Raw genomic sequence first — 19,222 nt, 5'->3', positions numbered from 1 at the left:
CCCAGGCAGGGCTCAGTGGCCCAGCGCCTTGGCCGCGTGCTGCGCCGGGCGCGCCATGCAGCGCACGATCCAGTCGTGCGTGAGCGGGTGGGCCTGCATCAGGTCGTGCGCGGGGCGTGCCCAATTGAGCACGGCGGCCACGCACAGGTCGGCGATGGTGAAGCGCCCGGCCGCCAGGTGCGCCTGGCCCGCGGCCTGCTGCGCCGCCAGGTGCTGCTCGATCACGCGCAGCGGCACGGCCAGGCGCCGCTCGGCGGCCTCGGCCAGCTCGGGCTTGCGGCGCTCGGCCGGCATGGCCAGCCGGTGCATCAGCACCGTCAGCGCATCGGCCTCGCATTCGGTCACGGCCCAGAAGCTCCAGCGCAGGGCGTCGGCGTCTTCTTTCGGCGTCGCGGGCGTGATGCTCTGGCCGTCGGCCGCACCGTGGTGGCGCGCGATGTAGAGCGCGCAGGCCATGCTCTCCCACACCACCACCTCCCCTTCCGGCCGCGCATCGACCACCACCGGGATGTGGCCGTTGGGGTTGAGCGCCAGGAAGTCGGGCGAACGCGTACCCCCGCCCTGGTAGGGCGTGGGCCGGTGGGTGAAGTCCAGCCCCAGTTCGGTGGCGGCCCACAGGGGGCGGATGGCGCGCGAGGCGGCGATGCCGTGGATGGTCAGGCTCACAGAGGTCTCCGGTTGCGAACGGTGTTCAAAGGCCCAGCGCGTCGCACAGCACGCGCAGGTCGCTCAGGGTGATGTGGGGTTGCAGCGGCGCGTGCTCCCAGGGGTGCCCCTCGCGGTTGACCCAGGCCAGCTGCATGCCGGCGTTGAGCGCGCCCACGCCGTCCAGATGGGCGTCGTCGCCGATGTGCAGCACCTCGGCCGGCGCCACCCCGGCGGCCTGTGCCCCGGCGTGGAAGATGCGCACATCGGGCTTGCCCACGCCGAACTCGCGCGCACTGATGGACGCCACAAAGTGCGCGCCGATGCCCACGCGCTGCACGTCGGCGTTGCCGTTGGACAAGGCCACGATGGGGAACCGGGCGCCCAGCCGCTGCAGCGCGGGCAAGGCGTCGTCGAACAGCTCCACCCGCTGGCGCTCGGCAAAAAACACCTCGAAGGCGGGTTCGGCCAGCGCCGGGTCGTCGCCCGCGCGTTGCAGCAGCATGCGGATGGACTCGCGCCGCAGCGCGCTCAGGTCGTGCGCCAGGTCGGGCCGGGTGCGGCCCATGTGTTCGCGCACCTCGCGCAGGGCCTGGCGGTCGGCCCCCAGCGCCGCGGTGGCCGGCGCGTGCTGCGCCAGCCAGCCGGCCAGCACCTGCTCGGCGCGCGCGATGGTGGGCCAGATCGGCCACAGGGTGTCGTCCAGGTCCAGCGTGATGGCGCGGATGCGGCGGGTGTCCAGGCGCGGCCCGGAGATGGGTGGCGGAGCGTCGGCAGGGGGTTTCATGGCTGCGGGAGAATAGCGCATGCCCTTCAAGACCGAACCCGCCTTTTCCCATGGCCAGGCGCCGCGCACGGCCGTGGTGCTGTGCAACCTGGGCACCCCCGACGAACCCACCGCCCCGGCGCTGCGCCGCTACCTGGCCGAATTCCTGAGCGACCGCCGCGTGGTCGAGATCCCCAGGGCGCTGTGGATGCCGATCCTGCACGGCATCATCCTGCGCGTGCGGCCCGCCAAGTCGGCCGCCAAATACGCCTCCGTCTGGACGCCCGAAGGCTCGCCGCTGAAGGTCTGGACCCAGAAACAGGCCGCTCTGCTGCAGGGCTACCTGGGCGAACGCGGCCACCAGGTCACGGTGCGCTACGCCATGCGTTACGGCAACCCTTCCATGCCGGCGGTGCTCGACGAGCTCAAGGCCCAGGGCGTCACGCGCGTGCTCATCGTCCCGGCCTACCCGCAGTACAGCGGCACCACCACCGCCAGCCTGTTCGACGCGGTGGCGCACTGGGGCCTGCAGACGCGCCACTTGCCCGAGCTGCGCTTCATCAACCGCTACCACGACGACGCCGGCTACATCACCGCGCTGGCCCAGCGCATCCAGCACCACTGGTTGCACCACGCGCGCGGCGAACACCTGGTGATGAGCTTCCACGGCGTGCCCGAGCGCACCCTGCACCTGGGCGACCCCTACCACTGCGAATGCCACAAGACCGCGCGCTTGCTGGCGGAAAAACTCGGTCTGGCCCGAGACGCCTACACCGTCACTTTCCAGTCGCGCTTTGGCAAGGCCAAGTGGCTGGAGCCCTACACCGAGCCGACCCTGGTCGCCATGGCGCAAAAAGGACTCAAGCGCGTGGACCTGGTGTGCCCCGGCTTCACCAGCGACTGCCTGGAAACGCTGGAAGAAATCCGCATGGAGGCGCAGGAGGCCTTCAAGCACGCGGGTGGCGAGCGCTTCGAATACATCGAGTGCCTCAACGACAGCCCGGACTGGATCCGCGCGCTGACCCAGCTGACCGAACAGCACCTGCAAGGCTGGCCCACCCGGCAGGCAGACGACCCGATGGCCTTGCAGGCCAGCCGCGACCGCGCGCTGGCGATGGGCGCGAAAGACTGACGCCCAGGTCCGACAGCCTCCTAGCCGGTCCAGCCCGGCATGGGCACGGCGCGGATCAGGCGCGTTTCCTGCGCCGTGATCAGGTGGGCCGAGGCCTGCAGGTAGGCCGGGAAGTCGGGGTGCGTGTCGCGCGCACGGCAGCGCTGCTCGTAGTCGGCCAGGCTGTCATAGGCCCACAGGTGCACAAACTGGTTCTGCGGCCCCACCAGGCTGGTGTAGAAGCCCACCGGATGGCCCAGGGTCTGCATCAGGATGGGCATGGCCAGGCGGTTGAAGACCTCCAGGAACTCCGGCATCTTGCGCAAGGCGATGGTGTAGATGCGGTGGTCCACCAGCGGTTTGCCCAACGTCACCGCGCTGCTGATCGGCCAGGCGTTTTCCTGGGTGTTCATGCGCGGGCTCCTGCGGTGTCGGCGATGTGGTTCCCGGTGACGAAACCAAAGGTCATGTTCGGCCCGTGGGTGATGCCGGCGCCCGGGTAGTTGCCGCCCATGATGCTGGCGCGGTCGTTGCCCACGGCGTACAGGCCGGCTATTGGCCTGCCGTCGCGCCGCAGCACCTCGCCCACCACGCTGGTGCGAATGCCGTCAAACGTGCCCAGGTCGCCCATGATCACCTTGACCGCGTAGAACGGCCCGGTCTGCACCGGCGCCACGCAGGGGTTGGGCTGGTGGGCAGGGTCAGCCAGGTAGCGGTTGAAACTGGTGCGACCGCGACCAAAGGCCGGGTCTTCGCCTTGGACGGCGCCGTCGTTGTAGTCCTTCACCGTCTGCTCCAGCCCGGCCGGATCGATGCCGCAGTTCCGCGCCAGCTCGGCCAGCGTGTGGCCCTTGATCAGGTAGCCGTTGCGCAGGAACTTGGCCGTAGGCATGGGCGCGGGTTTCACGAAGCCGATGCCGTACTTGGCCAGCGTGGTCTTGTCGCACACCAGCCACATCGCCGTCTCTTTCTGGCCTTCGCAGGCCCGCACCATCGCGGCGCCCACGTCGTGATAAGAGTTGGACTCGTTGGTGAAGCGCCGCCCATTGGCCAGCACGCCGATGATGCCGGGCTTGTAGCGGTCCAGCAGGTGCGGAAACACGCCGATCTCGCCCTTGCCATAGTCCACGCGGGACACCGGCATCCAGGCCGCCGCGTCCTTGAAGCGGATGTCCACCACGCCGCCCAGGGCTTCGGCCATGTTCACGCCGTCGCCGGTGTTGCTGGTGGGCGTGGGCGAGAGGTGCTGGTGGCCCCGCTTCACATGCGGGTAGGCCTGCGCGATGCGTTTGACGTCGTGCGGGAAACCGCCGCAGGCCAGCACCACACCGTGGCGCGCGCGCAGCACGCCCTGCGCGGTGCGCACGCCCACGGCGCGCTCGCCGTCCATTTCGATGCCCTGCGCCGGGGTGCTGATGAGGATGGGAATGCCCAGATCCAGCGCCGACTTCGCCAGCCGCGCGGCCAGCGCGTTGCCGCTGGTGACCGCGATGCCGCGGCGGTACAGCGCGAGTTCCTTGAGGTGCGTGGCCAGACGCCTGGCCACGTACATGAACGAGGTGAGCGACTTCGTGACCTGGAAGAAGTGCTTCAGGTCGGCGTTCGACGAGTTGAACATCATGCCGATGAAGGTGATGGTTTTCAGCGGCGGTTTCAGGCGCGCCATGTCGGCACCGAGTTCGCGGATGTCGAAGGGCTTGGCCAGGATGGAGCGGCCGATGTCGACGCCGCCCGGCACGTCGGGGTGGTAGTCCGGGTAGAGCGTGGGCACGAACTGCATCGCCGTTTCGCGCTCGAAAAATTCCACCATCTTCGGACCGTTCTCGATGAAGGCTTCGACCGCGGCTTCGTCGTAGAACGCGCCGGTCTCTTCCATCATGTAGCGACGCACGGCCTCGCGCGTGTCGGCCGGGTTCTGCTGCCGGCCGTGGGGGCCCAGCGGAATCCAGAGCACACCGCCCGAGAGCGCGGTGGTGCCGCCGAAGACGGGCTCCTTCTCGATAACGACGACGTCCAGCCCGCGCTTCTTCGCGGTGATGGCGGTGGCCAGGCCGGCGGCGCCGGAGCCGACGACGATCAGGTCGTGTTCGGTCTTGTTCATGTGTGTCTCCTCAAGAGGTTGTGGGCCGCCGCGCCGGGCCGCCCCAAGCAAGGCCGCGCCCCCTCGGGGGGCAGCGACCCGCGCAGCGGCGGAGCGTGGGGGTCATTGGTTAAACCCGGGGCGCGGCACCATGTCCATCAGCATCGACGACATGCCGCCATCCACCGCCAGTTCGGCACCGTTCATGTACGCCGAGCGCGGGCTGGCCAGGAACAGCGCCACGTCGGCGATGTCCTGCGGTTCACCGATGCGCCGGCTGGCCGTGACCTGTGCGCGCTTTTCTTCAAAGCCCGGTTCTTCGTAGAACTTCGCCGACAGCGCAGTGCGGATCATCCCGGGGCAGATGGCGTTGCTGCGGATGCCCAGCGGCCCCCACTCGGCCGCCATCTGGCGCGAGAGCAGCAACACGCCGGCCTTGCCCGCGCTGTAGGCGCCGCTGCCCGTTTGCGGAAAATTGGCCGAGATGGACGCCACGTGCACCAGGGCACCGCGGGTGCGCGCCAGCTGCGGCTGGAAGGCGCGCGCGCACAGCAGGTAGCCGGTGAGGTTGACGCCGAGCACGGTGTTCCAGTCGGCCAGGCTCACGCTGTCCAGCGTGCCCGGGCGCAGCAGGCCGGCGTTGTTGATGAGGGCCGCCACATCGCCCAGTTCGGCCTGCACTTTTTGGGCAGCGGCCAGGGTCTGTTCTTCGCTGGCGATGTCGCAGGCCACGGCGAGCGTGCGCACACCCGATGGGCCGAATTCGGCGGCCAGAGCAGCGGCCTGGCGCTGCGCGCCCTCGGCGTCGCGGTCGATCAGGGCCACGTGGGCGCCGGCTTCGGTCAGCTGGCGCGCCACCGAGGCGCCAATGCCGCTGGCCGCGCCGGTGACGGCGACCACGCGGCCTTGCAGGCCCAGCCAGTGGGCAGGGGAAACGGACATGTTTGTCTCCTGTTGGAATGGACACGATTGTTCGTTCCGGGCCTGTCGGAAGGTTTGACGATCCCGGCCAGCACCAGGACAATTCGTGCAAACCACGGAGCACCCCGATTGACCGCCCGCATCCCCAACTACGCGCTCTACGGCGACCAGGACGCCCCGGCCTGGTCGAACTCGTTCAACTTCGAATGGATCCCCCAGCGCTCGGCGCCCTACCAGTGGGAAATCCAGGTGCACCGGCACGACGCCTTCGTGCAGCTGCTGTGCCTGACCGCCGGCTCGGGCGAGGTGCGCATGAACGGCGCGCGCATCCCGGCGCAGGCGCCCTGCCTGATCGTCGTGCCCGCCGGGGCGGCGCACGGTTTCCGCTTCGCACCCGACGTGGATGGCCCGGTGGTCACCGCCACGCAGAAGGTGCTGGAGTCGATGGCGGCGCTGCTGATGCCCGAGCTGCTGACCACCATCCGCACGCCGCGGGTGATCGAACTGCCCGCCGAGGGCCAGCCGCTGGAGGCGCTGATGCCGCTGTTCCAGGCGATCGAGCACGAGTCGCGCACGCACCGCAGCGGCCAGACCGCCGCCGGCATGGCGCTGCTGACCGCGCTGCTGGTGCAGGTGGCCCGGCTGGCCGGGCCGGCGGCGCGCGACGCCGGCGGCGCGACCACGGGCGCACGCAAGCAGCGCCAGATCGGGCAGTTCAAGGCCCTGCTGGACCGGCACTTCCGCGAGCACCGGCCGGTGCAGTCCTACGCCGACACCATGGGCCTGACCGCGGGCCAGCTCTCGCGCATCTGCCGCGAGGTGCTGGACATGTCGGCGCTGGACGTGATCAACGCGCGCCTGGTGCACGAAGCCCAGCGCGAACTGGTCTACACCGTGGGCAGCGTCAAGCAGCTGGCGGCCGAGCTGGGCTTTGAAGACGACGCCTACTTCAGCCGCTTCTTCAAGCGCCACACCGGCCTGAGCCCGCGCGACTTCCGCGCCCAGGCGCTGGCGCAGCTGGCCCACACCAACAGCCCCTGAAACAGAAAACCCCCGATGCCTTCCAGCAGCGGGGGTGCCATCGGAGCACGTGCCTCCGTCCAGCACACGCCGAGGAACCGGCTCCGCCGGGCCTCAGGCGTGGTCCCCCCTTCCAGGGGGGAAGCGGCGCAGCCGCGCAGGCGGGGTTACTTCCTGCCGCGCAGTTTCTTCCACCAGTCGGCCTGGCTGACCACCGTCAGCACCACACAGGCCAGCAGGATGGCCGACAGCGGCGTGGTGAAGAACTCGGTGACGAACACGCCCAGGTCTTCGCCGCTGGACGCCATGGCCTGGCGGTAGCTGCGGTCCATGATGGGACCCAGGATCATGCCCAGGATGACCGGCCCCACCTGGAAGCCGTACATCTTGAGGAAGTAGCCCAGCACACCAAAGCCCAGCATCCAGTACACGTCCACCGGGTTGTTGTTGATGGCGTAGGCGCCCACGGCCGACAGCACCAGGATCAGCGGCAGCAGCACCGGCTTGGGCGTCTCGACGATCTTGGCGAAGATCTTGATGCCGGTCAGACCGAACACCAGCAGGAAGATGTTGGCCAGCGTGAGCGAGCCGACGATGAACCAGAACAGGTGCGGCGTCTCGATCATCAGCATCGGGCCCGGCTTGAGGCCGTGGATGTAGAGCGCGCCGATGATCACGGCCGTGACCGCATCGCCCGGGATGCCCAGCGTGAGCATGGGCACGTAGGCGCCGCCCACGGCCGCGTTGTTGGCCGACTCGGGGGCCACCAGGCCTTCGTAGGCGCCCTCGCCGAACGGGCGCGAGGGGTTCTTCACCGTGCGCTTGGCGTGGTCGTAGGCCATGAGCGCGGCGATGTCGCCGCCCGCGCCGGGCAAGGCACCCACCACCACCCCGATGGTGGAGGTGCGGGTGGCCAGCGGCAGGTACTTCTTGAGCAGCCCCCAGGACGGGATGATCTTGCTCACGTTCTGCTTGATCGCGGTCAGCTTGAGCTCATGCACCTGCGCGATCACCTCGGACACGCCGAAGAAACCGATCATGGCGGCCACGTAGGCGATGCCGGCCGACAGCTGCATGTTGCCGAAGGTCAGGCGGTTCTCGCCCGTCATCGGGTCCAGGCCCACGCAGGCGATCAGCGCCCCGAGCGCGCCCGAGAAGATGCCCTTGGCCAGCGATTCCCCAGACAGGCTGCCCACCAGCAGCAGGCCCCAGACGGCCAGCAGCATGTAGTCGCGCGGGCCGAACATGAGCGCCAGGTCCGACACCAGCGGCGCGGCCACCGCCAGCGCCAGGATGCCGATGAAGCCGCCATAGACCGACACCACCGTGGTCAGGCCAATGGCCTGCCCGGCTTCGCCGCGCTTGGCCAGCGGGTAACCGTCCAGACCGGTGGCGATGGCCGACGGTGCTCCAGGGATGTTGAGCAGGATGGCGCTGCGCGAGCCGCCGTACACGCCGCCCAGGTAGATGCCGGAGATCAGCGCCAGCGCGTGGTTCACGTCCCACTTGAAGGTGAACGAGATCAGGATGGACACCGCCATCGTGACCGACAGGCCCGGGATGGCGCCGATGTAGATGCCGGCGAACGTGCCCATGGCCGTCAGCAACAGCATCTGCACGTCCACCCAGGACATGAAGAAATAACCAATGGCTTCCATCATTTCAGCATCTCCGGCAGGTAGGGGCCGACTAGGCTGCCGGCCGGCAGCACAACGGAAAAGGCCGTCTGGAACACGATGAAGATGGCCGCCAGCACCACGGCGCTGACCACCAGATTGAGCCCGATGCGCTTGCTGCCCAGCACCTGCATGGACAGCAGCAGGAACAGGTAGGACGCGACGAGAAAGCCCAGCACTTCCAGCAACAGCATGTAAGCCACGATCAGCACGGTGAACAGCACCAGCGTCAGCGGCGCGAGCTTCTGCACGAACTGCTGGAACACCGACTGGTTGGCGTCCAGCGCCAGCTTGGCGCGGGCGGCCTTGACCAGGCTCATCAGGCCGGTCACCAGCATGGTGGCCGCACACAGCATGGGAAAGAAGCCCGGCGACGAAAGCGAATCGAAGTGGGAAATGTTGTACGACGCCCAGAGCATGAACGCGCTGAACAGCACGACCAAGGCCATGAAGGTCAGTTCACCGGGCAGCCGCGGATGGCTGGAATGCATGGTGTTCTCCTCGTTGTGGTGATCAAAGGGTGAAAAAAACGGTCTGGGCGAAGGGCTCGCCACAGACCGTGTTCGTCAGCCCGCGGGCATCAAGGCTTGGCGATACCCAGCTCGGCCGGGTTCTTCTTGGCCGCGCCCGCGCCCTGGTACAGCCAGGCGGTGGTGGACTGGAACTTCTTGATGAAGGCTTCGGCTTCGGCGCCGCTGATGTTGAGCATGGTGGTGCCGCGGCCTTCCATCATCTTGCGGTACTGCGGGTTGTCGCCGGCCTTCTTGAAGGCGGCGATCAGCTTGGCCTTGACCGGCTCGGGTGTTTCCTTCTTCACGAACACGCCGTACCACGAGCCCCAGGGCAGGTACTTGGTGATGCCTTTGAGCGAGGGCGCATCGGTCACGGGGGCGATGCCCTGGAAGGGCTTGTTGTCCACCACGGCCAGGGCCTTGAGGCGACCGGCCTTGATGTGCTCGATGGCGGCGCCGGAGGCGATGAAGCCGATGTCCACGTGGCCACCCTGCAGCGCGGCGATGGCGGGGCCGTCACCGTCGAACGGCACGTTGATGGTCTCGAACTTGGTCAGCGTGCTCATCATGGCGTTCATGGTGAACGGCACGGTGCCCTGGCCCGCCAGGTACTGCTTGACCTTCTTGGGGTTGGCCTGCACGTAGCTCAGCAGGTCCTGCATGGTGTTCCACGGCGAATCGGGCTTGGCCACCAGCAAGATGGTGTTGGCCACGGCGGCGATGTTGATGGGGGTGAACTGGGCGTAGTCGAAGTCGGCCACACCCATGACGCGGTACAGGGCCTGCGGCTCGGCGCCCATCAGGATGGTGTAGCCGTCGGCCGGCTGCTGCAACACGAAGTTGGCGCCGATCACGCCGGCCGCGCCGGGCTTGTTCTGCAGCACGATCTTCTTGCCCAGGGCTTCCTCGGCGTAGGGGGCGTAGCCGCGCATGGCCACGTCGGTGCCACCGCCCGCGCCCCACTGGATCACGGCGGTCACGTCGCGCTCGGGGTAACCCTGCGCCTGCGCGGCACCGATACCGGCCACGGTGGCCAGGGCCGCCACGGCGGCGCCCAGGAATTGGCGTTTGAACTGCTGCATCAGATGTCTCCTTCTGTTGTGGGAAAAAAAATCAAGCCCTGGAACCCGGACTCAAGGGTGTCGTCTGCTGGTCCCGGGTGCTCGGGCAGGCGCTCCCAATGTAGGGGGCGCCTGCCCGGCGGTCCACGGATAAGACCAGACCATTGTTCGAACAACGCCCAAGACCGTTCGATGATCGAACGATTTGTGGGTTTGTACTGAGCGGCCGGCAAGGCCTGGGACCGGCCTGCGAGGCCCGCCCATTCTCTGGGCCGGGCCGGTCGCAGCACCCGACGAATGCGGCCAGCGCCTGTGCATTTCGTGCATGGGCGTCACGGTGCCACCACCGCGCTGCGCGCGCCGGCATGGCGGGCCGCCAGGCAGCCGAACACCAGACCCGGCCCGATGGTGATGCCCGGCGCGGTGTAGACGCCGCCCATGATGGAGTGCATGTCATTGCCCACGGCGTAGAGGCCGGCGATGGGCTGGCCCTGCGCGTCGAGCACGCGGGCGTCGCCGTCGGTGACGAAACCGGTGGCGGCGCCGATGTCGCCCGGATGGAGCTGCACGGCGTAATACGGCGCGGTGTTGAGTGGTCCCAGATTGGGATTTTTCGTGCCGGCGGTGGCGTCGCCAATGTTCTGCTGGTAGGCCGTGACGCCGCGCTGGAAGTCCGGGTCCACGCCGCTCTCGGCGTAACGGTTCATCTGCTCGACACTGGCCTGCAAGCCCGCGGCGTCGATGCCGAGCCGCTGCGCCAGATCGGCCAGCGTCGCGCCCTGCGTGAGGTAACCGTCGGCCAGGAAGGGCGCCATGTCTTTGGGCGAAGCGCCGGGGCGCACCATGCCGATGCCGTACTTCTGCAGCGCGGTCGCATCGCAGACCAGCCAGGCGGGCACGGAGCCGGTGGCCTGCATGGCCATGCCGAACAGGTGGTACGAGGTGCTTTCGTTGACGAAACGTTCGCCCTTGCGGTTGACGGTGAGCATGCCGGGCTTGGCGCGGTCCATCACGAAGTGCGGGAACACGGCGGTGCTGCCGTCGGCCCGTTTTCTCAACGAGACAGGCGCCCAGAAGGCGTTGCTCAGCGCGCCCTGGCCGTACACCGCGCCCGCGTCACGGGCCAGCGCATGGGCTTCGGCGGTGTGGCCGGGCGCGGCCGGGCACCAGGCGATGTCGGCGCCGGGCAGCAGCTGGGCACGCAGGTCCGGGTGGCGGTTGAAGCCGCCGCTGGCCAGCACCACACCCCCGCGGGCGGTGACGCTGCGCCTGTCGTCTGATGCAGCCCCCTGCCCCTTGAGCACCACACCGGTCACGCCGGCGCTGTCGCGCTCGAAGCGCTCCACCGAGGTGTTGAGCACGAGCGTGACGTGGGCGTGTTTCGAGAGCGAAAACAGCAGCCGCGCCACCAGCGCGTTGCCCATCACCAGCCGCGTACCGCGCGGGTGGCTCAGGCGGTCCATGCCGTGGCGCGCGATGATCTTCAGCGCGTGCTTGAACGAGGCGAACGACTGGGTCAGCGCCAGCAGGTGGTTGATGTCGGTGCGGTCCACCATCATCCCGCCGAGCACGGTGAACTCGGGGATGGGCGGGCGCACCAGCGGGAACAGCTCGCCCAGCAGCCGGCCGTCGAACGGCAGCGGCTCCAGCGCGCGGCCATTGAGCGTGGAACCACCGAGGTCGGAGATGTAGTCCGGATGCTTGGGGTAAGGCCGGAACTTCAGCTCGGTGCGGTCTTCCAGCAGGCGGATCGCCGCCGCGCCGTGGTCGAGAAAGGCCTGGCGCAGCGCGGCCGGCGTGCGATCGCCGATGGCGTTGTTCAGGTAGCGCGCGGCCTCGGCCAGCGTGTCACCGGGGTTCACCTGGGCCGCGTGGTGCGTGCCCGGTACCCAGGTGGTGCCGGCCGACCAGGCGGTGGTGCCGCCCACGTGTGCGGTGCGTTCGACCAGCAGCACACGTTGACCGTCGAGCGCGGCGAACAGCGCGGCCGCCATGCCGGCGCCGCCAGCGCCGATCACGACCAGGTCGTAGGCCGCGTTGGCCGGGAGTTGGGTCAGCGAGTTCAGGACCTGCATGCTCACTTCCCGATCAGGAAGTCGACCATCAGGTCACGGACCCGCGCAAACATGTCGGCGCCGGTCATGGTGCCGCAGCCCTTCTCGCGCGCCGCCGCAATGAACGGCGTGACCGCCGGTGCGGTGATCACGCAGCCACAGAACATGTGCGGCTGCAGCTTCGTCACGTCCAGCGGGTACGGGTCGCCGTCCTTCATGCCCACCGGCGTGGCGTTGAGCACCAGGTCGAACCCGCTCGGGTCGGCGCTGCCGTGGGTCACCGGGCATTTTCCGAGTCCGGCCAGCCGGTCCACCAACGCAGTGCGGCGCTGGTCGTCGGGGTCGTGGATGGCCAGCTCGCTCACACCCGCCATGACCAGCGCGTGGGCGATGGCCGAGCCGGCACCGCCCGCGCCCACCAGCAGCGCTTTTTGGCCCGCGGGCTGGCAGCCCTTGTCCTGCAGGGCGGTCACGCAACCCAGGCCGTCGAACATGTCGCCGTGCCAGGTGCCATCCGCGTTGCGGCGCATGGTGTTGACCGTGTGCAGGAAGGCCGCTCGGTCCGACGTGGTGGCGCACAGGTCGGTGCAGGCGAACTTGTGCGGCACCGTCACGATGATGCCGTCCACGTTCTGCGCCAGCGAAGCGCCGCGCACCCAGTCGGCCAGGTGGGCCGGCGACACATGGGCCGGCACGCACACCGCGTCGCGACCGTGGTCGGCAAAGGCCTGGCTCACCCCGGCGGGCGATTTCACCTGGGCAATCGGGTCGCCCACGATGTAGTGCAGACGCGTGGCGCCGCTGAGGTTCTGTGTCATCTGTCTCGCTCGGATCTCGGGTGGATCGGGTGGTTGACGTGGATCATATGCAAAAGTGGAATTGTGTTCAAGTATTGAATGTTGTTCTTTTTTTCCATACACTTCGAACCGGAGACACACAGCACACATGGACACCACCCGACTTTTGGTTGTGGGCGCCGGCGCCATCGGCCGCACCCACATCGACCGCATCCAGCGCACACCCGGCCTGGTGCTGGCCGGCATCGCCGACCCGTCGGACGCCGGGCGGGCGCTGGCCGAATCCATCGGTGCGCCCTGGGCGCCGGACCATGTGAGCGCGCTGGAGCGTTTCCAGCCGCAGGGTGCCATCGTCGCCACACCCAACCCGCAGCATGTGCCCATGGCGCTGGACTGCCTGGCGCGCGGCGTCGCGGCCCTGGTGGAAAAGCCCTTGGCCGACAGCGTGGCCGAAGCGCAGCAGCTGGTCGATGCGCAGGCGGCCGGCGGCGTGCCGGTGCTGGTGGGCCACCACCGGCGCCACAACCCCATCACCCGCCAGGCGCGCGAGACCATCGCCAGCGGCCAGCTGGGCCGCATCGTCGGCGCCAACGCCATGGCCTGCTTCTACAAACCCCAGGGCTATTTCGACCTGGCCTGGCGGCGCGAACCGGGCGGTGGCCCGGTGCTGATCAACCTGATCCACGAGATCGACATGCTGCGTTTCCTGTGTGGCGAGATCACGCAGGTGCAGGCTCTCGGCAGCAACGCCGTGCGCGGCTTCGCGGTGGAAGACACGGCCGCCGCACTGCTGCGCTTTCAGAACGGTGCACTGGGCACGGTGCTGCTGTCGGACACGGCGGTCGCGCCCTGGTGCTGGGACTTCTGCGCCGGTGAACAGGACCAGTACCCGCGCCAGGACGTCAACGCCCTGTTCATCGCCGGCACCGAAGGCTCGCTCTCGCTGCCCGACCTCTCGCTCTGGCGCTACCCGGGCGAACGCCACTGGCACCACCCGATCACACGCGAACAGCGCACCTCGCTCAAGGCCGACCCGTACACGCGCCAGCTGCAGCACTTCGCCGCCGTGATCCGTGGTGAAGAGACCCCGCTGTGCAGCGCACTGGACGGCCTGCGCACCCTGCAGGCCACGCGCGCCGTGCTCGACGCGGCCGCCACTGGCCAGTCCGTAACATGCGCGGTTTCGACCTCCTGAACGAAGCGGAACCTCCACCATGAACGGCGTCCTTGAACGAACCCTCGGCATCCTCGAACTGCTGTCGCAACACGGCGAAGGCATGGAGCTGGCCGCGATTGCCGACCAGACCGGCATCCCGCGCAGCGGCGTGCACCGCCTGCTGGCCGATCTGGTACGCCTGGGCTACGTACGCCAGGCCAGGGGCCACGGCGAGTACCTGCTCACCACCAAGCTGGTGAGCATGGGCCTCTCCTATCTCAGCAACTCCGGCATCGTCGACATCGCGCAGCCCCTGCTCAACCAGCTGGCCGAAATCTCGGGCGAGCTGGTGCGCCTGTCGGTGGTCGACGGCGAACGCCTGACCTGGGTCGCCCGCGCGCAGGGCGCACGGCAAGGCCTGCGCTACGACCCCGACATGGGCTCGGACGCGCGCCTGTCGTGCTCGTCCTCCGGCTGGGCGCTGATGTCCACGCTCAGCGACGACGCCGCGCTGGCCCTGGTGGCCAAGCAGGGCCTGGGTACGCCCGAACAGTTCGGCCCGGCCGCCCCCACCTCGCTGCAGGCCGTGCTGGCCGCCGTGCAGGAAACGCGCACACGCGGTGTCAGCCTGACCGTGGACACCTACAGCCTGGGTCTGTCGGCCATGTCGGCCCCGGTGCGTTTTGCGGGCCAACCCGCCATCGGAGTCATCACCATCGCCGGCCCCACCGTGCGCTTCACGATGGAACGCATGCAGTCGCTCGCGCCCGAGCTGCTGTCCATCGCCGCACAGCTGGCCGCGGCCAGCGGGGCCTCGCCCTTCTTCCAACTCACGGCCGAGACCGCCGCCCCCGGCGACGTCAAAGGCCGCAAGCCGATCTACGCCGTCTGACGGCGTTCACCCCCGTACATGCCCGACCGGTCACCTCAACACACAGACCAGCCGCTCGCGTCAGCCACCCAGCCGACCGCAGCGCGAGAAGAGGTACCGGCCAGCAGCGGTCGCGGAACCGCCCTTCGTCAGGCTCAGGACGGGCCGCAGACCGCTCCCCCTCGGGGGGGTGACGCGCAGCGGTGCGGGGGGGAACACTGTGACCTGCTGGTGATCGGCTCCGGGGCCGGTGGGCTCTCGGCCGCGGTGACCGCGGCGCACCTGGGCCTGAAGGTCATCGTGGCGGAGAAAGACCCGCAGGTCGGCGGCACCACCGCCTGGTCGGGCGGCTGGATGTGGCTGCCGCGCAACCCGCTGGCCGTCGAGGCCGGCATCCACGAGCCCATCGAAGAACCGCTGGCCTACCTGCGCCACGAACTCGGTGAGCGCTTCGACGAAGCCCGTGCCCGCGCCTTCCTCGACGCCGCGCCGCAGATGGTTCAGTTCTTCCGCAGCCAGACCGCGCTGCGCTTCATCGACGGCAACGCCATCCCCGACTTCCACGGCCGCACGCCTCATGCGTCGCTCGGCGGCCGCTCGCTCTGCGCCGCGCCCTTCGACGGTCGCCGTCTGGGCCCACGCATCGCCGAGCTGAAACCGCCGCTGCCCGAGACCACGCTCTGGGGCATGGGCATCGCCTCGGGCGCCGAGCTGCGGCACTTCTTCAACGCGCTGCGCAAGCCGGCCTCGTTCTGGACCGTCACGAAGCTGGTGCTGTCGCACTGGAAGGACCTGCTGATCCACCGCCGCGGCATGCGCCTGGTCAACGGCAACGCGCTGGTCGCGGCGCTGGCCGCCTCGGCTTTCGAGGCCGGTGTCGACATCCGCACCCGCAGCCCGGCGCGCAAGCTGCTGCGCGACGGCGAACGTGTGACCGGCGCGGTGCTGACCACGCCCGACGGCCCGGTCGAGGTGCACGCGCGCCGCGGTGTGCTGCTGGCCTGCGGCGGCTTCCCGCACGACGACGCGCGCAAGGCCGCGCTGCTGCCGCACGCCCCCACCGGCAAAGAGCACCACTCCGCCGCATCGCGCGGCAACACCGGCGACGGCCTGCGCCTGGGTGAAACGGCGGGCGGCCAGGTCGCCACCGGCGGCTTGCAGGCCGCGGCCCTGGCCCCCGTCTCGCTGGTGCCGCGCGCCGACGGCTCGTTCGCCCACTTCCCGCACCTGATCGAGCGCGGCAAACCCGGCCTGATCGCCGTCACCCGCCGCGGCCAGCGCTTCACCAACGAAGCCGACCCGTACCACGACTTCATGCAAGGCCTGCTGGCCGCCCTGCCCGCCGGCGAGCCGGTGCAGGCCTGGCTGGTCTGCGACCACGCCTTCATGCGCCACTACGGCCTGGGCGCCGCCAAGCCCGCGCCCATGCCGCTGGGGCCGATGCTGGCCAACGGCTACGTGAAAACCGGCCGCACGCTGGCCGAGCTGGCACGGGTCTGCGGCATCGACGCCGACGCGCTGACCCAGACCGTGCGGCGCTACAACACCATGGCCCTCAAAGGCCAGGACGCCGATTTCACCAAAGGCGAGACGCCCTACAACCGGATGCAGGGCGACGCACCCTTTGCCGCCGAACGCGGCTGGCCCAACGCCTGCATGGGACCGCTCGAACGCGGGCCGTTCTACGCCGTGCGCGTGGTGGCTGGCAGCCTGGGCACCTTTGCCGGGCTCAGGACCAATGCCCACGCCCAGGTGCTCGACCCGCAGGGTCAGCCCATCCCTGGCCTCTACGCGGGCGGCAACGACATGGACTCCATGATGGCCGGGCATTACCCCAGCGGCGGCATCACGCTCGGCCCCGCGATGGTTTTCGGGTGGCTCGCAGCACATCACATGGCCACCCCCGCCACGGCTGACGCCGCGTCCCCCTCAAGCGGGCGACACCAGAAGCCCGGCGAAGCCGGTTCTGCGGTGTCCCTCGACGGAACTTCCCCTCATCCCCATTGAATGGATCGCTTCATGTTCTACGAACTCGCCACCCTCACCCTGCCCTTCGGCACTGCCGGCACCGCCGCCACCAACGTGCAGGCCTACTGCGCCGCACCCGAAGCCAAGGGCGAGCTGCTGGCCTGCTGGTTCACCGACATCGGCCAACTCAACCAGATGATCGTGCTGCGCGGCTTTGCCGATCTGCCCAGCCTGCAGGCCGAGCGTGAGCGCACCCAGAACAGCGCGTCGCCGTTCAACTGCGGCGAGATCTTCCAGACCCTGGAACAGCACAGCTACCAGGGCTTCCCGTGGATGAAGCCGGTGCGGCCCAGCGCCGAGTCCGGCATCACCGGCCCGGTGTACGAGATCCGCACCTACGGCATCAAGCCCGGCGGCGTGCAGCCCACCATCGATCTGTGGGAACAGTACGTGCCGCCGCGCGAAAAACTGTCGCCCTGCGTCGTCGCCATGGTCGCGCTCGACGGCCCGCTGCGCTTCACCAACATCTGGGCCTACGACAGCCTGAACGCACGCAGCCAAATCCGCAGCGAAGCCGTAGCCCTAGGCATCTGGCCACCCAAAGGCGGCCCAGCCCACCTGACCACGCACATGGTCTCCACCATCGCCATGCCCACCGCGGTGTCGCCACTGAAATGAACCACCCCCCTGACAGGAGCGCACCCTCGCGCGCGAATGCCCCTTTGTGGGAGCGCGCCCCTGCGCGCGAATGTTTCGGCCGCAGGGGCGGCCTCCTACAGACCTCATGACATGAGCCGCATCTACTCTCTCGCTTACCTCAGCTCGCACCGCTGCACGCCAGCGCAAGCGATGCAGGTCGCGGCCCAAACCGGCTACCGCTTTGTCGGCCTGCGGCTGTGGCCCAACGCGCCCGGCGCGCCGCAGCAGCACCTGCTGGGCCAGCCCCAGGTTCTGCGCGAAACCCTGGCCGCCCAGCGCGACACGGGCGTGGGGGTGTTCGATCTGGAGATCATCCGCATCAACGACCCGTTTGACCCGCACACCTGGGACGCCCTCTATGACGTGGGTGCGCAGCTGCAGGCCAAAGCCATCTTGGTGGCCGGAGACGACCCCGACGAAGCGCGCCTGACCGCCAACTACGCGCGCCTGTGCGAGGTGATGAAACCCTATGGCATGACGGCGGATCTGGAGTTCATGCCCTGGACCGCCGTGAAAGACGCCACGTCGGCACTGCGCATCGTGCGCAACGCGGGCAGCCCCAGCAACGCCGGCATTCTGGTGGACGCCCTGCACTTTGGCCGCTCCACCACCACGCTCGACGACATCCGAGCTATCCCGCGCGAACTGTTGCACTACGCGCAAATATGCGATGCCCAAGCCGGTTTGAATTTCAGCACCGAGCACATGGTGCACACCGCGCGCTGCGAGCGCCTCTTGCCCGGTGACGGCACGATCGATGTGCGCGGCCTGTTTGCCGCACTGCCCCCCGATCTGCCCGTGAGCGTGGAGGTGGTGAACTTTGGCCGCGAAGCGCACACGCCGCCGGCCGTGTGGGCCGCCGAATGCCTGGCCAAGAGCCGCCCCTTTGTGGAAGCCTGAAACCATGTGGCCCCGTTTTGAACAACTCTCCCGCCTGCCCTTCTTCTTTGGGGCGCGCTGGTTCAGCAGCGCCTGAGATTTGCAGGTTGGTGGCTTGCGGCCACACCACGCGCGCAAAAATCATTCAAACATCTGGAACACCCCATGGACTTTTCACTGAACGACGAACAAAAAATGCTGATTGAAACGGTGCGCCGTTTCATTGCAGAAGAATGCCAGCCGCTTGAAAACGAGATCGAAGAACAAGGCTTCCTCGACCCCGCCAAAGCCCAGGCCCTGCACGACAAAGCCAAGGCCCTGGGCCTGTACGGCATGAACATGCCCGAAGCACTCGGCGGTGGTGGTCTGTCCAACATGGACCGCATCCTCTGCGAAGAGCAGTTTGGCCACACCACCGACATCCTGATCCGCCGCGCCTTTGGCAATGTCTACGAGCCGCTGCTGCACTGCCAAGGCGCGCAGATCGAGCGCTGGCTCAAACCCTCGGTTCAAGGCACGCGCACCTGCGCCATCACCATCACCGAACCGGGCGCGGGCTCGGACGCGGCCGGCATCAAGACCAGCGCCGTGAAGAACGAGCAGGGCTGGGTGCTGAACGGCGGCAAGCACTTCATCAGCGACGGTGAGTGGAGCGACTTCTTTCTGGTCTCGGCCAAGACGGGCGAGAAAGAAATCAGCATGTTCATGGTGGACAAGGGCCTGCCTGGCTTCACCGTGGGCAAGGACCAAAAGATGATGGGCTTGCGCGGCACGCCACACCTCGAATTGTTCTTCGACAACGTGCAACTCGAAGACGCGGCCCTGCTGGGCGAAGCCGGTCAGGGCTTCAAGCTGGCCATGGGCGCGCTCAACGTGGTGCGTCTGGCCCAGGTCGGCGCGCGCGCCGTGGGCAAGGCCAGCCATGTCTGCGAAATCATGGTGGACTGGGCCAATGAGCGCAAGCAGTTCAACACGCGCATCGGCGCCTTCCAGATGGTGCAGCAGA

The 19,222-nt window shown here is 68.5% G+C and carries 18 protein-coding genes; 8 read left to right on the top strand and 10 right to left on the bottom strand.

Annotation, left to right across the window (positions count from 1 at the left end; genetic code table 11):
• Positions 1-12: 12 nt before the first annotated feature.
• Complete coding sequence (locus RMP09_RS11940) at positions 13-666, bottom strand: glutathione S-transferase (protein ID WP_310566188.1); 654 nt, start codon at positions 664-666, stop codon at positions 13-15.
• A 25-nt stretch (positions 667-691) separates the two neighbouring features.
• Positions 692-1,432 (bottom strand): HAD-IA family hydrolase, encoded by a 741-nt coding sequence (locus tag RMP09_RS11935; RefSeq protein WP_310566187.1) that lies wholly within the window; start codon positions 1,430-1,432, stop codon positions 692-694.
• A gap of 19 nt (positions 1,433-1,451) precedes the next feature.
• Here RMP09_RS11935 and hemH point away from each other — a divergent pair, with 19 nt between their 5' ends.
• Positions 1,452-2,543: a ferrochelatase gene (gene hemH, locus RMP09_RS11930; protein WP_310566186.1), complete on the top strand. Its 1,092-nt coding sequence runs from the start codon at positions 1,452-1,454 to the stop codon at positions 2,541-2,543.
• A 20-nt stretch (positions 2,544-2,563) separates the two neighbouring features.
• On the opposite strand, the gene RMP09_RS11925 is transcribed toward hemH, so the two are convergent.
• The 3 genes from RMP09_RS11925 to RMP09_RS11915 form a co-directional block, all read right to left on the bottom strand.
• Positions 2,564-2,935, bottom strand: a complete 372-nt coding sequence (locus RMP09_RS11925; RefSeq protein WP_310566185.1) for an NIPSNAP family protein — start codon at positions 2,933-2,935, stop codon at positions 2,564-2,566.
• A complete protein-coding gene (locus tag RMP09_RS11920; protein WP_310566184.1) occupies positions 2,932-4,623 on the bottom strand; it encodes an FAD-dependent oxidoreductase in 1,692 nt (563 codons plus the stop codon). Before RMP09_RS11920 ends, RMP09_RS11925 begins: the two co-directional genes overlap by 4 nt.
• A 102-nt stretch (positions 4,624-4,725) precedes the next feature.
• Positions 4,726-5,544: an SDR family oxidoreductase gene (locus RMP09_RS11915; protein WP_310566183.1), complete on the bottom strand. Its 819-nt coding sequence runs from the start codon at positions 5,542-5,544 to the stop codon at positions 4,726-4,728.
• Between the two features lie 108 nt (positions 5,545-5,652).
• Here RMP09_RS11915 and RMP09_RS11910 point away from each other — a divergent pair, with 108 nt between their 5' ends.
• On the top strand, positions 5,653-6,564 hold the full coding sequence (locus tag RMP09_RS11910) for a helix-turn-helix domain-containing protein (RefSeq protein WP_310566182.1): 912 nt from the start codon (positions 5,653-5,655) through the stop codon (positions 6,562-6,564).
• Positions 6,565-6,710: 146 nt separating this feature from the next.
• On the opposite strand, the gene RMP09_RS11905 is transcribed toward RMP09_RS11910, so the two are convergent.
• The 5 genes from RMP09_RS11905 to RMP09_RS11885 all read right to left on the bottom strand — a co-directional run bounded on the left by RMP09_RS11905 (position 6,711) and on the right by RMP09_RS11885 (position 12,664).
• On the bottom strand, positions 6,711-8,204 hold the full coding sequence (locus RMP09_RS11905) for a tripartite tricarboxylate transporter permease (RefSeq protein WP_310566181.1): 1,494 nt from the start codon (positions 8,202-8,204) through the stop codon (positions 6,711-6,713).
• Complete coding sequence (locus RMP09_RS11900) at positions 8,201-8,710, bottom strand: tripartite tricarboxylate transporter TctB family protein (RefSeq protein WP_310566180.1); 510 nt, start codon at positions 8,708-8,710, stop codon at positions 8,201-8,203. Before RMP09_RS11900 ends, RMP09_RS11905 begins: the two co-directional genes overlap by 4 nt.
• An 89-nt stretch (positions 8,711-8,799) precedes the next feature.
• Entirely contained in the window at positions 8,800-9,813 is a 1,014-nt protein-coding gene (locus RMP09_RS11895) for a tripartite tricarboxylate transporter substrate binding protein (protein ID WP_310566179.1), read from the bottom strand.
• Positions 9,814-10,124: 311 nt separating this feature from the next.
• Entirely contained in the window at positions 10,125-11,867 is a 1,743-nt protein-coding gene (locus RMP09_RS11890) for an FAD-dependent oxidoreductase (protein ID WP_310566178.1), read from the bottom strand.
• Positions 11,868-11,869: 2 nt separating this feature from the next.
• The gene (locus RMP09_RS11885; RefSeq protein WP_310566177.1) at positions 11,870-12,664 is read right to left on the bottom strand and encodes a ThiF family adenylyltransferase; all 795 of its coding nucleotides are present in this window, start codon (positions 12,662-12,664) and stop codon (positions 11,870-11,872) included.
• Positions 12,665-12,791: 127 nt separating this feature from the next.
• Here RMP09_RS11885 and RMP09_RS11880 point away from each other — a divergent pair, with 127 nt between their 5' ends.
• The 6 genes from RMP09_RS11880 to RMP09_RS11855 all read left to right on the top strand — a co-directional run.
• Entirely contained in the window at positions 12,792-13,838 is a 1,047-nt protein-coding gene (locus tag RMP09_RS11880; RefSeq protein ID WP_310566176.1) for a Gfo/Idh/MocA family oxidoreductase, read from the top strand.
• A 19-nt stretch (positions 13,839-13,857) separates the two neighbouring features.
• A complete protein-coding gene (locus RMP09_RS11875) occupies positions 13,858-14,691 on the top strand; it encodes an IclR family transcriptional regulator (RefSeq protein ID WP_310566175.1) in 834 nt (277 codons plus the stop codon).
• Between the two features lie 210 nt (positions 14,692-14,901).
• Entirely contained in the window at positions 14,902-16,677 is a 1,776-nt protein-coding gene (locus RMP09_RS11870; protein WP_409559719.1) for an FAD-dependent oxidoreductase, read from the top strand.
• A 12-nt stretch (positions 16,678-16,689) separates the two neighbouring features.
• A complete protein-coding gene (locus tag RMP09_RS11865; RefSeq protein ID WP_310566174.1) occupies positions 16,690-17,316 on the top strand; it encodes an NIPSNAP family protein in 627 nt (208 codons plus the stop codon).
• 111 nt (positions 17,317-17,427) lie between these two features.
• Positions 17,428-18,237: a sugar phosphate isomerase/epimerase family protein gene (locus RMP09_RS11860; RefSeq protein ID WP_310566173.1), complete on the top strand. Its 810-nt coding sequence runs from the start codon at positions 17,428-17,430 to the stop codon at positions 18,235-18,237.
• 144 nt (positions 18,238-18,381) lie between these two features.
• The coding region (locus tag RMP09_RS11855; RefSeq protein ID WP_310566172.1) for an acyl-CoA dehydrogenase family protein at positions 18,382-19,222 on the top strand (841 nt) is incomplete at its 3' end.

Origin of the sequence: Hydrogenophaga sp. (genome assembly GCF_031426985.1) — a bacterium.
Classification (GTDB): Bacteria; Pseudomonadota; Gammaproteobacteria; order Burkholderiales; family Burkholderiaceae_C; genus Hydrogenophaga.
This window is presented reverse-complemented; position numbering and strand designations above follow the sequence as displayed.